Genomic DNA, 12,561 nt, shown 5'->3' with positions numbered 1-12,561 from the left:
CTGCCCGTGGTTAGGGTTCGCCCACGAGCGAGGACGAGCCGGCGGACCCGCGTGGTTCCAGCAACCCGACTGACGGAGTGAAACGAAGAAGACTGGCTAATCCTCGGACCGCGGCGGTTCTAGCCGTGCTCTGGATCCTTCTTGCCCTCGGCTGGCTCATCTTCTCAATCTCGTCATTTTCACAGGGCGACCGGGACTATGTTCGTATGGCTTTTGGTTTCCTGTACCTGGCCGTGGGCGTGGGCTACATCTTGATGTGGCGGCGGGCCAGGACACGGTCAGATCGGGCAACGCGTTCTGGCTGAGAAGGCGGCGCCGAAGAAGCCCTAACCCAAGACCTTAGGACCTGCTTGTCTGGACTTGTCCTGTACGGCGCCGGCCGTCAAGCGGCCGGACACGGTGCCGTCGCGGAGCATGGCAGAGGACATTAGGCGGCGGGCCAGCGACAGCATGGCCTTTGGATATGTGTTTCCCTTCGGCGCGTTTTCGGTCGTAGTAGGTCCGGGAGGCGGCGCAGCTTTTCAGCGCCGGGAGGCCGGAGAGGTAGAAGACCCGCAACAGTCTGGTGTGTTGGGATTTCGCGGCGTCGACGGCGGCCTGGGCGACCAGGCCGCCTGACATCACCTCAAGACCGCCCCGCTACGACCGCGCTAGCCGGGCTCCGGGGCTCCCATCGTCTGCCGGCAGGCTTCCCTGACTTTGGCGACGAGAGGTGAGTCAGTCATGTCGTTGCTGTAGATCAGGCTGACGCGGGAAATGGCGCTGGCGTCCTGGATGTCCAGGTAGGCAAGGCCGGGGATGGCGAAGGCGCGGAGGGATTCCGGGACAACTGCGATGCCCAAATGGGCGGCCACCAGCCCGAGGATGGTCGGGAACTGGACGGCTTGCTGAGCGAGGTTGAAGTCGACGTCGGCGGCGTGAAGCAGTGCAGCGATATGGTCAAAAAGCCGCGAGATCCGGTCCCGCGGGAAGGCAATGAACCTCTCCCCCTTCAGTTCGCCAAGCCCGACCGAGGTCCGGTGGGCTAGGGCGTGGTCTGTCGCGACCGCCACAACGAGGCGTTCATTTTGCAGCAGCGTAGAACTAAGGCCCGGCACGGTCCGGACCTCCCGGGCGATTCCGGCATCCAGGGCTCCGGCGGTAATGAGGTCGATCTGGGCGTCGGTGGTCTCCTCGCGGAGTTCGAGGTCGATGCCGGGCCATTGCGATCGGAGTTCCCGGACCACGGGCGGAAGAGCCGAAATGGCCGCCGATGAGACGAAACCGAGACGCAGGCGCCCGATTTCGCCGTCCCGGGCCTGCCGAAGTGCCGCCGTCATGGCCCCGTACTGGCTGAGGACTTTACGCGCGTGCCTAAGGAGCAGTTCCCCGTCTGCGGTGAGCTGCACGTTGCGGGAGTTGCGTACGAACAGCTGGGTCTTGCATTCCTCTTCGAGTTTTCGGATCTGCTGGCTCAGCGGTGGCTGGGCCATGTGCAGCCGTTCTGCGGCACGGTTGAAGTGCAGTTCTTCGGCCACTGCGACGAAAAGCTCCAGACGACGAAGGTTCATACGAACAAGACTAAACGCATATTGATTCTCATCAAATAGATACTTCTTTGGACGGCATTCCGGGTCTACCGTTGATCGTGAGGACAGTCACAGATCAACAAACACTAAGAGGTTCGAGAATGCCCGTCATGACCAGGCCCGCCAGCAGCTTCATCAACGGTAGTTGGGTTGAAGGGACCGGGAACACGACGTCCCGGTTCAACCCGTCGGCACCGGAGGAAGCGGTCACAACCTATCACCAGGCCGGCTCCGAAGAGCTGGCACAGGCGATCCAGTCGGCCACTGACGCCGCTCCGGCCTGGGACAGGCTGGGGATTCTGGCCCGGGGCCGGATCCTGTCGGCCGCGGCCGCGCTGATCCGCGAACGCGCCGACGAGATAGCCCGCGTGATGACGGCCGAACACGGCAAGACCCTGACGGAGTCCCGGCTGGAAGTCGATGCCTCCGCCGACACGTTCGACTACCACGCGGGTTCGGCCCGGAACCCGGTCGGCACCGAATACCCTTCCAGCCACCCCGATGAGCGGATCCTGACCGTGCGGCGCCCGCTGGGCATTGTCGGTGTGATCACGCCGTGGAACTTCCCGCTGCAGATCCCGGCGTGGAAGATTGCACCGGCACTGCTGCACGGCAACACGGTGGTCTGGAAGTCCGCCAGCCACACCCCCGGAGTATCGGTCCTGCTGATGGACATCCTGGCCTCGGCCGGTGTGCCGGCCGGTGTCGCGAACCTGCTCCTTGGCCCGGGCCCGCTGGGCTCCGAACTCGTCTCCCATCCCTCGGTGGCGGGCGTGACCTTTACCGGATCCGTTCCGGTGGGCCACCACATCCGCGGGATTGTCTGTGGACGCGGCGCGAAACTGCAGATGGAACTCGGCGGACACAACGCCACCCTGGTCCTGCCCGACGCCGACGTCGAACTGGCCGCGTCCAGCGCCGTCAACGCCGCGATGGGTTCCACCGGCCAGAAGTGCACGGCCACCCGGCGGATCATCCTCGTCGGCGACGGGCACGAGGCGTTCCTGGCCAGGGTCAAGGAGAAAGTCACCGCGCTTGTCCTGGGCCCGGGCACTGACCCGTCGGTGCAGATCGGCCCCGTAGTTTCCGGCTCCGCCCGCGACGAGATCAACGCCGCGATCGAGACGGCCATCACCGAAGGCGGGGAAATCCTGGCCCAGGCCACCGCTCCCGCCATGGACGGGCACTATGTCCTGCCCACCGTGCTGACCGGGCCGGCGTCGATGACGATCTGCCGCGAAGAGGTCTTCGGCCCCGTGGTCACCATTCTCCGCGCAGCCACCCTCGATGAAGCCATTGCGTTGGCGAACAACACCGACTTCGGACTCACCGCCGCGGTGTTCACCAGCGATGAGCGCGCCGCCCGGCAGTGCGTGACGTATCTGGACGCCGGCCTCGTGAAGGTCAATGCGCCCTCGACCGGTTCCGAAATTCATGCCCCGTTCGGCGGGATGAAGGATTCAACCTTTGCCGGTCCCCGGGAGCAGAACAGTGCCGTCGCCGCGGCGTTCTTTACCCACGAAAAAACCGCGTACCTCCGTCTGGCACCGGCGAAGGCATGATCATGACACTTCAGGACGAACGAACCGCACACGGGCTCCGCGCCCCGGAGGAAGTGCTCTCCGGCACCGACATGAACGGGGCATGGGCCACCCGGCACAGCTTTGCCCGCACCATGCTCCGCCGCGCCGCGGCCCGGGGATGGTCCGTGTCCAGGACCCGCCTGGATCTGGACGCCGATGCCCGGGGCACCGCCGTCTACACCGTGGACGCCGAAGGCCGGCAGCTGACTTTCATCGCTTTCTGCCGCACGTTGGAGGAAAGCGAACGCACCGACCGGGTCATCGCCGATGCCTGGGACGTGACCGCGGCACTCATTGAAGGGGACCTGACGCCCGAGCGCGAAGCCGAACTGCGCCGCAATGTTCCCGTGCAGGAACGCGGCCGGGTCGATCCGGACACCATCATCCTGACCCGGGCAAACCGCAGCGCACGCTTCTTCGATTACGTCAGCGACTGCCTGGCTTCCGGGTCCCAGCCCGACGTCGACGCCATCGGCCCCAGCCCGTACCTGATCCGCAGCACCGCGTTCTACGGCAACGGAAAATTCGGGCTCAAGGAATTCACGGACATCCCCGCCGACCACCCGCTGGCCGTGCCGTACCGGTCCCAGATGCTGACCGCCTGGCTGCTGCGTGAGCTGAGCATGGACATGGTGGAACACGTCGCCCGCGCCAAGGCCGCGGCGGCCGGCACCACCGCGGTCCCCCTGGACCCGGAGTGGGGCAAATACCTGGGACTGGGCAACGCCACCGGGCTGGGCATGGTCCCGTTCGTGATCAACCACCCGGACTATCTGGACGCCTGGTGCCGACTGCGGGAAATTCCTCTCGCTGCCGGGCTCGGCCGGGACTACGCACCCGGTCACCCGGACCTTGCCCGCGTCGCGGAGCTTCTGGTTAAGGCTGACCGCCACCTGGAAGAGAAACACGCACTCCGCACCGCCCCCTTCCTGCCCACCGATGCGATCCGGCCCCAGCTCCAGCAGCTCCTGAAGGAGCTGCGGACTCACATGAATTCCGCGACGGAACCCGCGCCGTTCCTGGCAGGCCTGCATGAGAAGGCCGCGAGCCTTAGCCCGGAAGCCCGGGGGATCTTTGCCTCCATCGTCATTGAACTCCGTTCCGACTTCGACGAGATTGCGGAGTCCCTGCTCAGAGTTGACGGCGCCGCACCGTTCGACGCGGCCATGCCCTGCTGGGAACTGAGGCAGCTGCTGGAGACCAACTACGCCTGGGCCCGCGGCTACGACTTCACCGATCCGGAGAGGACGCGGTATTACTGGTTCTCTTCCGCAGCCAACGAAGAACCCCGCCGGGACCTGCGCGCAGCCCGGCCCGAAGGTGCTGCCGAGCACGGCACGGACATCGCCCGCCGCATCAATGCCCTCGCCGCGGACCTCGAGGCGTTTCCGGCCCACCGCAGCATCGCGGACTTCCTGCTGGCACACCCCGGTCACCGCTTCGCCGCGGCCCGGGTCCAGCAGACACGTCACTATCTTTACGGGGAGCTGCAGGACAACCTCATCGACGGTGAATTCCTGCCCCTGAGCACCCAGCGCTTTCAGCTGGCCAGTTACGGGATGAACAACTTCAGCCCGCAGTCCACGGACTGGCTGCGCGTGACCTTGTTCAGCGGAGCCCCCCGCGCGGTGGACATCAACCACGGAACGGACGAGGACGACTGGCTCTTCCCCACGGCACCGAAGGGGCCGGAACAATGAGCCTGCACGAACAGCTGACCGTCGTGGACGGGCTGCAGATCAGCAACTGGAGCCGCCCCGTCCTGGAAGAACTGCGCACCGGAGGCGTCAGCGCGGTCAACGCGACCTGCGCCGTCTGGGAAAACGCCGCGGACACCCTCCGGTCCGTCGGCCAGTGGCTGGAGCTCGTCAACCGCAACCCGGACCTGGCGTTCCTGGCTTCAACCGGGGCAGACATCGAAACCGCGAAGCAGCAAAACAGGATCGCCGTGTTCCTGGGGTTCCAGAACGCCAGCCCCTTCGAAGACGACTACCGCTACGTTGAACTCTTCCACCGGCTCGGCGTCCGGATCGCCCAGCTGACCTACAACAACCAGAACCTGATCGGCAGCGGGTGCTTCGAATCCGACGACGCCGGCCTGACCCGCTACGGGCGGGTGATTGTGGAAGAGATGAACCGGGTGGGCATGCTCATCGACCTCTCCCATGTCGGATACCGGACCAGCCGCGACGCCATCGATGCGTCCTCGGTGCCGGTCTCCGTCACCCACTCCAACCCGCTCTGGTTCTTTGACACCCCGAGGAACAAACCCCACGAGGTCATCCAGCCCCTCGTGGACCGCGGCGGCGTCATCGGCTGCTGCCTCTACCCCACCGTCAGCGGCGGTGAACACGTCACCCTCGAGAGCTTCTGCACGATGGTGGCACGCATGGTGGACCAGTACGGTCCCGCAAGTGTCGGTATCGGCAGCGACTGCACCCGCGGCTGGGACCAGGAATTCGTCGGCTGGCTCCGCAACGGCCGCTGGCAACCGACCGATCCACAGAACACGCCGACCTGGCCCCTGTGGCCGGACTGGTTCACCGGCCCCTTGGACTTTCCCCGGCTCACCGACGGCCTCGCAGCAGCAGGCCTCACCGACCACACCATCACAGCCGTGATGGGCGGGAACTGGGCCCGGCTCTTCACCCAAGTCATGGACACCACAAAGGAACACGCGCATGTCTGACTCCATCACCGGTCCAGCCCTGGACGGGCAGCAGACGGACAGAACCATCACCGTCCAGCCCCGCGAAATCAAAGAAGCGGCCTTCCGGTCCCTCTGCGCGGCCGGCGCCGACCCCCTCGAGGCCCAGGAAGGAGCACTCGCAGTCCTCCGCGCCGAAGCCGACGCACACGCCGGTCTCCGCCTCCTCGAAGAACTGCTGGACGCTGACTGGAGAACACCTCTCCTATCGGCGACGGCCCGTGACACATCCTGGGTGGGAGGCACCCTGCGCGAGCTTGACTGCGCCGGACAGCCTCCCCTGCGGACCGCACTCCAACTTCTCGACCTCGCCGCGGACGCCCCGGACGGAGAAGTATCCGTGACCCGCACATCTGATGCCCGCATCCCGGGACTGCTCTGGAATGAACTGGTGCCCAGGCACACCGCATCCCTGGGCCGCCGGATCATCATCGCCACGGCCCACGCCGGCGCGGCACCGGATGACGGAGACGCCACCGACTACCTCACCGTCACCGACGGGGAGCTTTCGGCCACCCGGACCCTGGCGTCGGAGGCGGTCACGGCCCTTATCCCGCAAACCGCCGGGGACAGCACCGTGGTCATGGCGCTACCCGAACCGGTCCACACGAATCCGGAAACAATCTTCATCGAGCCCAAACCGCTGACAATGCGGGAGAAAGAATGGCAAACCATGTACCAGATGTCCCGGAAGTACCTGGTGCCGGACGCATGAACGCGATCACCCGGACCCAGTTCACCGACGGTAAACCGCGCCCCTACTCCGCCTCCGCCGCAACCGGCGGCATCATCTACCTGTGCGGGCAGATACCGGCCCGGGAAGACGGCACCGTCCCGGCCGGCATCGCAGACCAGGTAACCCAGGCCTTCGACAACCTCGAAGCCGCCCTGGAACAGGCCGGGTCCGGCCTGTCCCACCTGCTCAAGCTCACGGTCTTCCTGGCCGACCTAGACGAATTTGATGACTACAACGCCGCCTACCTCACCAGGCTCAGCGGCCACCCCCTGCCTCCCAGGACCACCGTGCAGGTTGCCCGGTTCAGAGGCGAAAAACGCATCGAGATCGATGCGGTCGCAGCCGTAACAGCCTGACCGACCACGGCCACGGATCTGTTGGGTTACCAACGTCGCTTTCCCTCCTCCCAGATCGGAACCACCATGCTTTCCCACGCACCAGCACCTGCACCTCAAATGACCATCGATTCAGCACCGCTGAACTCCTTCCACAAACGCCTCACCCTCTTCAGCTCAGGCGGCCCGTTCCTCGACGGATACATCCTGGCCATCATCGGCATCGCCCTGGTCCAGATCATCCCGGCGTGGCAGATGAATGACTGGTGGAACGGCCTCATCGGCGCCTCTGCCCTGATCGGGGTCTTCCTCGGCGGCCTGATCTTCGGCAACATCACCGACAAAATCGGGCGCAAACTCATGTACACGATCGACCTCATGGCCATCATCGTGTTCTCCATCGCCCAGTTCTTCGTCCAGGAAGCATGGCAGCTGTTTGCGCTGCGGCTGCTCATCGGCATCGCCGTCGGCGCCGACTACCCCATCGCGACCTCCCTGGTCGCCGAATTCGTTCCCAAGAACTGGCGCGCCCGGCTCCTGGGCGGCCTGAACGCCATGTGGTTCGTCGGCGCCACCGTCGCCGCCTTCGTCGGCTACTGGCTTCTCTCCTTCGAGGACGGATGGCGCTGGATGCTGCTCTCCTCGGCCGTGCCCGCCGTCCTGATCCTCATCGCCCGGGCCACCATCCCCGAATCCCCGCACTGGCTCGTCGGCAAGGGCCGCCACCAGGAGGCCTTGGAGATCCTGAAGAAAACTATCGGCGAGGGCGCCACCCTGGACGGCATCACCGCCCATGACCCCAACGCGGCCAAACTCAGCACCGCCCAGGCCTTCAAACTGGTCCTGACCGGCGGCTACCTGCACCGGGTCATCTTCATCTCCATCTTCTGGACCTGCACCATCGTGACCCTGTTCTCGATCTACGCCTTCGGACCCCAGATCCTGGCCTTGTTCAACCTCCAGTCCGGCGACGAAGCCAACATCGGCTACGGGCTGATCAACCTATTCTTCCTAGTCGGCAACGTCGTCGCCCTCCTCGTCGTGGATAAGCTCGGCCGCCGGCCTGTCCTGATCTGGGGCTTCATCCTCTCCGGCGTCGGCCTGCTCTTCCTTGCGCTCTTCCCGACCGCACCCCTGGGCCTGATCGCCCTGGCCTTCGCCTTCTACGCCATCTTCAACGGCGGCCCCTCGATCCTGGAATGGATCTACCCCAACGAGCTCTTCCCCACTAAAGTCCGGGCAACCGCCGTCGGACTGTGCACCGGCACCAGCCGCATCGGCGCCGCCATCGGCACCTTCGCCACCCCGCTGGCCCTGACCCACCTCGGGCTCTCCGGCACCATGTGGATCGCCGCCGGCATCGCACTGCTCGGCGCAGCCGTCAGCTTCTTCATGGCCCCCGAAACCAAGGGCCAGAACCTCGAACAAGCAGCCGCCCTCCACCCCTGACACCACCACCCGCCAACCGCAGCGGAACGGGAGCGGCTGTCCTTCCAAGGCCATGCCGCGCCCGCCAACGCGCGACGCGACCCCTCCGCCTCCGCGTCCGCTTCCGCGACCGGAAGAAAGCATGAACCATGCGCCCGACAACCCTGACCCTGGACGTCAGCGGCGAAGACCCCGACACGATCCAAGCCAACCTGACCGCTGCCGTCGATACGGCCATCACCCAGGCCATGGCCGGGTGCCGTCACGGCGTTTTGGTCACCCAGCACGCCTACAACGACTTCACCGTCACCCTTCACCCCGAGGTGCCGTTCGGCCAAACACGCGAGGAACGACGGCTCGGCAACTCCCCCGGATAGGCAACCCCACCGGGAAACCAATCCAACCGGTAATGCCGATCCGCCACTGGGAAGCCACGTTGTCCCGGTTGCAGACCGTTTACCCGTCCACGACGCCACGGGACCGGCCCATCCGCCGGCTACACCATCCCCGCCCCCTGGAGATGGGTTCCGCGCGGAAGTCCGCGCGCCGACACAACCAGGCAGCAGTACCGCTGCGCAGCAGCCAAATGAAACAGCACAACGCAGACAAGGAAGCATCAATGAAGTTAGCCGGCAACACCGACCATCCGAGAGCCGGCCACGCCCGACGCGGCGGCAGTCATCAGGACGTGCCTGCCGGGCCCCTCGACCCGAAAGACGGCGGACGATGACCCAGACCGCCATCGCACCACAGCCGGCCCCTGCTTCCGGAGGCGCCCCCGCCCTGAAATCCGCAGGTCACGTCATCGTCGACTCCCTCGTCGCCCACGGCGTCCGGCGCGCCCACGTAGTACCCGGCGAGAGCTATCTCGACGTCCTGGACGGACTGCACACCTCTTCGATCGAAACCATCGTCTGCCGTCACGAGGGCGGCGCCAGCTACATGGCGGAAGCGGATGGAAAGCTGAACCAGCTGCCAGGCGTCGCCATGGTGACCCGGGGGCCCGGTGCCGCCAACGCACACGTCGGACTGCACACGGCTTGGCAGGACTCCACTCCGATGGTGCTCTTCGTCGGCCTCATTCCCTTCGCGCACCGGGACCGGGAGGCCTTCCAGGAATTCGACATCAAGGCCTGGTTCGACACCGGCGCCAAACGCGTGATGGTCCTCGACCACCCCGAGCGGGCCTCCGAGATCGTGGCAGAGGCCTTCTTCGCCGCGATGAGCGGACGCCCCGGGCCCGTGGTGGTAGGCCTGCCGGAGGACGTCATCCGCGAGCAGATCGACCCGGAACTGCATCCGCCCATCCCCGTCGCCACCGGGGGAATGACAACCGCAGACTCCGAAGCACTCGCCGCCGCCCTGGCAGCCTCCCGCAAGCCTTTATTCGTGACCGGCGGGAACGACTGGACCCAGGACGGTGCGGACCAGCTCACCCGGTGGCTGGAAAAGCACCACATCCCGGCCGCGGCGGAATGGCGCACGCAGGGAACCGTCCCGTTCGATTCCCCCTCCTACGTCGGACCAATCGGCTACGGCCGCCCCCGCCCCACCTACGATCTGCTGGAAGAGACCGACCTTCTCATCTTCGTCGGCACGGTCCCCGGCGACGTCATCACCGACGGTTTCCTCTGTCGCCAGGACTGGAAGAAAAAGAACTTCCTCGTCACCATCGACCCTTCCCTCCGCGGACGCTCCGGACCTGTCTCACGGCAGATCCTCGCCAAACCGGACGGCTTCGTCCGGGACCTGGCCAGGATCGAGCCCGAGGTCAAGCCCGAATGGAAGACCTGGACCGCCAGAATGCGCGCCGAACAGGAATCCTTCGCCGCACTCCCGCCGGCGGCCCCGGGCATGGGACCGGCCCGGATGGACACCCTCATGGCCAACCTCGTTCCCACACTTCCCAACGACGCGATCGTGACCTTCGGCGCCGGCGAACACACCAACTGGGCCCACCGATACTTCCCCACCCGGGGCTACGCCTCGATGATCAGCGCCCGGAACGGCTCGATGGGTTACTCCATCCCTTCAGCCATTGCAGCGTCCCTGGCCCACCCCGGCCGCCGCGTGGTCACCATCGCCGGCGACGGGGAATTCCTGATGAACGGTCAGGAACTCGCCACCGCCGCACAGTACGGCGCCACACCCCTGGTCATCGTCATGGACAACCAGGAATACGGGACCATCCGCACCCATCAGGAACGCCACTATCCGGACCGGGTCTCCGGCACGCAGCTCAAAAACCCGGACTTTTCCATGATGGCCACAGCGTTTGGCGGCTACGGCATCAACGTGGACAGAGACCAGGACATCCCCGCTGCCATCACGGCGGCACTGAAGGCCATCGACGAGGACAAGGTCTTCGCACTCATCCACCTCGTCGTCGAACAACGCGTCAAGGCCTACTAAACGAACACTTCCCTCAGCCCGACCCACCTCACGCACCGCCGGGACATCGACAGCAGCCGCGGCAAGGGCATCCGTCCCCGCCGTCTCGTTCAGCATCCCGGCGAGTGTCCTGAATCCCCCGGAAATCACCAGCCTCGGGTCGACGTGATGCGGCCCGCCAAACAGCGCGCCGCCCGTACCCCCCAGATTCACCCGACGAATGGAAAACGAATGTCCGTCTCACCTGACGAAGAAAATGCCCTGCTGGCCTCGGTCCCGACGGGCCTGCTGATCAACGGCGAATGGCGTCCGGCCGCGTCCGGGAAGACCTTCGAGGTCGAGGACCCGGCCACCGGGAAGGTTCTGCTGGGCATCGCCGACGCCGGGCCCGAGGACGGCGCTGCGGCGCTGGACGCCGCCGCGGCCGCGCAGGAGTCCTGGGCCCAGGTCCCGTCCCGGGAGCGCGGGGAAATCCTGCGCCGGGCCTTCGGGCTCGTGACCGAGCGGGCCGAGGACTTCGCGCTGCTGATGACCCTGGAAATGGGTAAGCCGCTGGCCGAGGCCCGCGGCGAGGTCAGCTACGGCGCGGAGTTCCTGCGCTGGTTCTCCGAGGAAGCCGTCCGCGCGTTCGGCCGCTACTCCGTGTCCCCTGACGGCAAGTCCCGGCTGCTGGTGACGAAGAAGCCGGTGGGCCCGTGCCTGCTGATCACGCCGTGGAACTTCCCGCTGGCCATGGCCACCCGCAAGATCGCCCCCGCCGTCGCCGCCGGCTGCACCATGGTGCTCAAGTCCGCGAACCTGACCCCGCTGACGTCCCAGCTGTTCGCTGCCGTGATGGTCGAGGCCGGCCTGCCCGCCGGTGTCCTGAACGTCATCCCGACCTCCACGGCCGGCGCCACGACGGGGCCGCTGATCAAGGATCAGCGCCTGCGGAAGTTGTCCTTCACCGGCTCCACCGAGGTCGGCCGCCGGCTGCTCGCCGACGCCTCCGAGACGGTCCTGCGGACCTCGATGGAGCTGGGCGGGAACGCCCCGTTCGTTGTGTTCGAGGACGCCGACGTCGATGCCGCCGTCACCGGTGCCATGCTGGCGAAGCTGCGGAACATGGGCGAGGCCTGCACCGCGGCCAACCGGTTCATCGTGCACGAGTCCGTCGCGGACGAGTTCGCGGAGAAGTTCGCCGCGAAGATGGCGGACATGACCACCGCCCGCGGGACCGAGGCCGAGTCCAAGGTCGGCCCGCTGATCGATGCCAAGAGCCGGGACAAGGTCCACGAGCTCGTCACCGACGCCGTGAACTCCGGTGCGGTCGCGGTGACCGGCGGCTCCGCCGTCGAGGGCCCGGGCTATTTCTACCAGCCGACCATCCTCAAGGGCGTCACCGAGGGCACCCGGATCTTGTCCGAGGAAATCTTCGGCCCCGTCGCCCCGATCATTACCTTCGACACCGAGGACGAGGCCGTCCGGCTCGCGAACAACACCGAATACGGCCTCGTGGCCTACGTTTTCACCCGGGACCTGAACCGGGGCATCCGGATGGGCGAACGCCTCGAAACCGGCATGCTCGGCCTGAACGCCGGCGTCGTGTCCAACGCCGCCGCCCCGTTCGGCGGCGTCAAGCAGTCCGGCCTGGGCCGCGAAGGCGGCCTCGAGGGCATCGAGGAATACCTCTACACCCAGTACATCGGCATCGCCGACCCCTACGCCGGCTAGGCCCCGTCGGGGGCGCCGCGTGAGGGCACGAGCATAGGCCACATGAACGCCTTCCGATTGGTTTCTCTGAAGCACACATACTTCTACGCACCCCCGAGAC

At 66.2% G+C, this 12,561-nt stretch carries 10 protein-coding genes; 9 read left to right on the top strand and 1 reads right to left on the bottom strand.

Translation table 11 applies throughout. The features are described 5' to 3' along the window. Nucleotides 1-650 precede the first annotated feature (650 nt). Complete coding sequence (locus ABIB29_RS18565) at nt 651-1,550, bottom strand: LysR family transcriptional regulator (protein WP_354174333.1); 900 nt, start codon at nt 1,548-1,550, stop codon at nt 651-653. A 128-nt stretch (nt 1,551-1,678) separates the two neighbouring features. On the opposite strand from ABIB29_RS18565, the gene ABIB29_RS18560 reads away from it, so the two are divergent. The 9 genes from ABIB29_RS18560 (at nt 1,679) to ABIB29_RS18520 (ending at nt 12,461) form a co-directional block, all read left to right on the top strand. Continuing rightward, on the top strand, nt 1,679-3,130 hold the full coding sequence (locus tag ABIB29_RS18560; protein WP_354174331.1) for an aldehyde dehydrogenase family protein: 1,452 nt from the start codon (nt 1,679-1,681) through the stop codon (nt 3,128-3,130). Nucleotides 3,131-3,132: 2 nt separating this feature from the next. Beyond that, nucleotides 3,133-4,851 (top strand): hypothetical protein, encoded by a 1,719-nt coding sequence (locus ABIB29_RS18555; protein ID WP_354174329.1) that lies wholly within the window; start codon nt 3,133-3,135, stop codon nt 4,849-4,851. Next, the gene (locus ABIB29_RS18550; RefSeq protein ID WP_354174327.1) at nt 4,848-5,840 is read left to right on the top strand and encodes a membrane dipeptidase; all 993 of its coding nucleotides are present in this window, start codon (nt 4,848-4,850) and stop codon (nt 5,838-5,840) included. The genes ABIB29_RS18555 and ABIB29_RS18550 overlap by 4 nt, the downstream gene beginning before the upstream one ends. Further along, nucleotides 5,833-6,573, top strand: a complete 741-nt coding sequence (locus ABIB29_RS18545) for a hypothetical protein (RefSeq protein ID WP_354174325.1) — start codon at nt 5,833-5,835, stop codon at nt 6,571-6,573. The genes ABIB29_RS18550 and ABIB29_RS18545 overlap by 8 nt, the downstream gene beginning before the upstream one ends. Then, nucleotides 6,570-6,950 carry a RidA family protein gene (locus ABIB29_RS18540; protein ID WP_354174323.1) on the top strand — a complete coding sequence of 127 codons (381 nt, stop codon included), beginning with the start codon at nt 6,570-6,572 and terminating at the stop codon, nt 6,948-6,950. The genes ABIB29_RS18545 and ABIB29_RS18540 overlap by 4 nt, the downstream gene beginning before the upstream one ends. A gap of 99 nt (nt 6,951-7,049) precedes the next feature. Then, on the top strand, nt 7,050-8,378 hold the full coding sequence (locus ABIB29_RS18535) for an MFS transporter (RefSeq protein ID WP_354174321.1): 1,329 nt from the start codon (nt 7,050-7,052) through the stop codon (nt 8,376-8,378). A 128-nt stretch (nt 8,379-8,506) separates the two neighbouring features. After that, nucleotides 8,507-8,734, top strand: a complete 228-nt coding sequence (locus ABIB29_RS18530) for a hypothetical protein (protein ID WP_354174319.1) — start codon at nt 8,507-8,509, stop codon at nt 8,732-8,734. 349 nt (nt 8,735-9,083) lie between these two features. Then, a complete protein-coding gene (locus tag ABIB29_RS18525) occupies nt 9,084-10,769 on the top strand; it encodes a thiamine pyrophosphate-dependent enzyme (RefSeq protein ID WP_354174317.1) in 1,686 nt (561 codons plus the stop codon). A gap of 210 nt (nt 10,770-10,979) precedes the next feature. Then, nucleotides 10,980-12,461, top strand: coding sequence for an NAD-dependent succinate-semialdehyde dehydrogenase (locus tag ABIB29_RS18520; RefSeq protein WP_354174315.1), 1,482 nt, complete (start codon nt 10,980-10,982; stop codon nt 12,459-12,461). The last annotated feature ends 100 nt before the right edge of the window (nt 12,462-12,561 follow it).

It is taken from the genome of Arthrobacter sp. UYEF36, from assembly GCF_040547025.1.
In the GTDB taxonomy this organism is placed as follows: domain Bacteria; phylum Actinomycetota; class Actinomycetes; order Actinomycetales; family Micrococcaceae; genus Arthrobacter.
This window is presented reverse-complemented; position numbering and strand designations above follow the sequence as displayed.

Excerpts from the sequence above, each read along its gene's own strand:
- ABIB29_RS18535 (WP_354174321.1), top strand. The coding sequence starts at position 7,050 with ATGACCATCGATTCAGCACCGCTGAACTCCTTCCACAAACGCCTCACC.
- ABIB29_RS18520 (WP_354174315.1), top strand. The coding sequence starts at position 10,980 with ATGTCCGTCTCACCTGACGAAGAAAATGCCCTGCTGGCCTCGGTCCCG.
- ABIB29_RS18540 (WP_354174323.1), top strand. The coding sequence starts at position 6,570 with ATGAACGCGATCACCCGGACCCAGTTCACCGACGGTAAACCGCGCCCC.
- ABIB29_RS18560 (WP_354174331.1), top strand. The coding sequence starts at position 1,679 with ATGACCAGGCCCGCCAGCAGCTTCATCAACGGTAGTTGGGTTGAAGGG.
- ABIB29_RS18525 (WP_354174317.1), top strand. The coding sequence starts at position 9,084 with ATGACCCAGACCGCCATCGCACCACAGCCGGCCCCTGCTTCCGGAGGC.
- ABIB29_RS18555 (WP_354174329.1), top strand. The coding sequence starts at position 3,133 with ATGACACTTCAGGACGAACGAACCGCACACGGGCTCCGCGCCCCGGAG.
- ABIB29_RS18565 (WP_354174333.1), bottom strand. The coding sequence starts at position 1,550 with ATGAACCTTCGTCGTCTGGAGCTTTTCGTCGCAGTGGCCGAAGAACTG.
- ABIB29_RS18550 (WP_354174327.1), top strand. The coding sequence starts at position 4,848 with ATGAGCCTGCACGAACAGCTGACCGTCGTGGACGGGCTGCAGATCAGC.
- ABIB29_RS18530 (WP_354174319.1), top strand. The coding sequence starts at position 8,507 with ATGCGCCCGACAACCCTGACCCTGGACGTCAGCGGCGAAGACCCCGAC.
- ABIB29_RS18545 (WP_354174325.1), top strand. The coding sequence starts at position 5,833 with ATGTCTGACTCCATCACCGGTCCAGCCCTGGACGGGCAGCAGACGGAC.